This window comes from Peribacillus sp. P4_C12 (assembly GCF_056402095.1).
In genome coordinates this window covers 1-2,304 of the sequence record NZ_JBFUIB010000552.1, presented here as the reverse complement: position 1 = coordinate 2,304, position 2,304 = coordinate 1, and the positions used below count along the sequence as shown (strand labels likewise).

At 31.9% G+C, this 2,304-nt stretch carries 4 protein-coding genes; all 4 read left to right on the top strand.

What is annotated here, in order from left to right; genetic code table 11:
- Nucleotides 1–685 precede the first annotated feature (685 nt).
- Nucleotides 686–952, top strand: a complete 267-nt coding sequence (locus tag AC1DUW_RS26345) for a hypothetical protein (RefSeq protein ID WP_152952232.1) — start codon at nt 686–688, stop codon at nt 950–952.
- A 12-nt stretch (nt 953–964) separates the two neighbouring features.
- Nucleotides 965–1,168 (top strand): helix-turn-helix transcriptional regulator, encoded by a 204-nt coding sequence (locus AC1DUW_RS26340; protein ID WP_053344590.1) that lies wholly within the window; start codon nt 965–967, stop codon nt 1,166–1,168.
- A gap of 48 nt (nt 1,169–1,216) precedes the next feature.
- On the top strand, nt 1,217–1,423 hold the full coding sequence (locus AC1DUW_RS26335) for a hypothetical protein (protein ID WP_053344591.1): 207 nt from the start codon (nt 1,217–1,219) through the stop codon (nt 1,421–1,423).
- 571 nt (nt 1,424–1,994) lie between these two features.
- Nucleotides 1,995–2,304 (top strand): VOC family protein (locus tag AC1DUW_RS26330; RefSeq protein WP_477643872.1); only part of this gene is annotated, 310 nt, incomplete at its 3' end.

The window sequence follows — 2,304 nt, the reverse complement described above, 5'->3', positions numbered from 1 at the left end:
GGCCACGTGTACGTGTTGGGCGATATCCACACCAACAACTAGATGTTGATCCGTAATTCTTTCAATTAGTTGATTTTGTTTGTTTTGCATTTTAAAATTCATAGTAGGGCTTCCTCCTTAAGACTTTGAGTTAGATTGGGATCTATACTCGTATCTTACTGAGGGGCTCTATTTTTTTCAAACCTGATATTTAACGATCTACAGGAATGCTATCGGGGCAGGGTATTTTGGAATAGGGGATAAAGCCATTGATAGGGAAGCTGCTGAAGCAGAACTGTCAGCTAGTGCTGAGTGAGGGTACATATAGTAATTGATTATTTTGTTCTTCAACTAACAGGTGCATTAGTTGAGATCCGGAGCTGCAATTTGGTGGCTTTTTTGCTTAATGAACTAAAATTATTCAAATCATAAAATATTTTACTACTTCTAGTATCGTTATTTACCATTGACATTTGTTGCGAAAAATCTTAGTATGAAATCAACTTCACATGAAGTTAACTTCATGTTAAATAAACTTCACTCCAGGTGAATAAATTGGTTAGGAGAGGTATGATTGAAAAATCTATTCATACAGCGTTTTTTAGTCTCAACTGTGATAATTATATTGGGAATCATTCAAATAATTCTCGATACAACACTAAGATTTAATTTTGGTTATATTATAGTATTCCTAGGTGGAATAATTTTGTTGTACTCAACAATTTCTTACATTACATCCCGGAAGAATAAATCACTAGAAAAGGAATTATCGAAGGAGTACGACGAAAGAGATGCTTTAATTGATGGGAAAGTTGCTCGCTTTTCCTTGCATATTCTGATGTGCGAAATTTTTATTCTAATGTTTATAACTAATTTTGTCGTTATCCCAACAAATACTGCATTATTTGTTGTCTTAGTATCATTAATGATTAGTCAAATTGGGTCTAGAAAGTATTACAATCTTGTCCTTTAATTCGGAGGATTTATGAAAAATAGAGTAAAAGAATTGCGAATAGAAAATGGAATAACGCAACAACAATTAGCTGATAAAGTAAGTGTATCTTCTAGAACAATCATCTCATTAGAAAAACAAAAGTATAATCCATCTGTGCTACTTGCGTATAAAATAGCTTCAGTTTTTAATTTATCAATTGAAGAAACTTTTATTTTTGATGGGGATGACAAATAATACATTTCACAAAGATGCACATATTAAACAAACAATGGAGGAACATAAATGCTTATTGTATTATATATTTTTGGGGCTGTTTTAATAGTTTGGGGTATTTATCGTATGAAAACAGATGATGGCTTATTTGGAAAAAACCGAAAAAGTAAAAACATATTCAATTTACTGCTAATGGGAGAAGCTTCAGGATTAGGGCAATTTTTGAGTGGAATTGTGTGTATTATTATAGGGATTATCGCATTTGTTTTGAAGTAGTAAAATATAAGAATTTCAATTTTTCACTGAAATATTGTGAATGAAATCCCTTAAACAAACGGGTGCTTTACTTCAATAAGGGAGTTGCTTTGGCAGCTCTTTTTCTTATGGGGCTAACGGGGCAGGTTAGGGAAAGAAGAAAGAAGAATACCTTTTAATTCCAAGGACAGATTATACATACATTGCAAAAATTTAATATGAAATTTATTTTCTAATCACACTGTTAAAGAGGACATAAACACTTATGAAACAAAAAAAAGAAAAGTTACTAGAAATGATTATCGTCTTTATTTCTTTAGCTTTTGGGCTCTTCCAGAACAAAATAATATATCTCATAATTGGTGCAATACTGCTTATCCTTGTAAGACTCTATTTTAGATATAAAAATCAATCGGTAAAGAATGATTAAGTAAAGCACCCGTTAGCTTAAGATCAGGGCTGTCTTTAAGGGAGTTTTTTCTTTATGCAACTATCGGGGCAGTATAGTTGTAGAAGGAACTTAAATTTAAATCTCGAATATCTAATGTAATCGGATAGCTAAAAATTTGATGACAGACAGGAGTTAGATACGATGATAAAAGGTTTCGGAGGAATATTTTGGAGAACTAAGAATCTTGAAGTTATAAAAAAATGGTACAGTGAAGTGTTGAAGATTGAAATAGAAAATTGGAATGGGACTGTGATAAAACCCCAATTAGGAAATGAGACTATCTTTTCTTTCTTTACCGAGAATGACAGTTATTTTCCAGCAGAACAACAAGTGATGTTAAATTTCCAAGTACATAATCTAAACGAGACTATTAAGCATCTTGAACATATTGGTGTACCYCTTGCAAAGAAARAAGAGATTAGTGAATTTGGAAAGTTTATTTGGATTGAAG

Bases quoted from the DNA above. Each gene is read 5' to 3' on its own strand.
- AC1DUW_RS26340 (WP_053344590.1), top strand. From the start codon at position 965: ATGAAAAATAGAGTAAAAGAATTGCGAATAGAAAATGGAATAACGCAA.
- AC1DUW_RS26335 (WP_053344591.1), top strand. From the start codon at position 1,217: ATGCTTATTGTATTATATATTTTTGGGGCTGTTTTAATAGTTTGGGGT.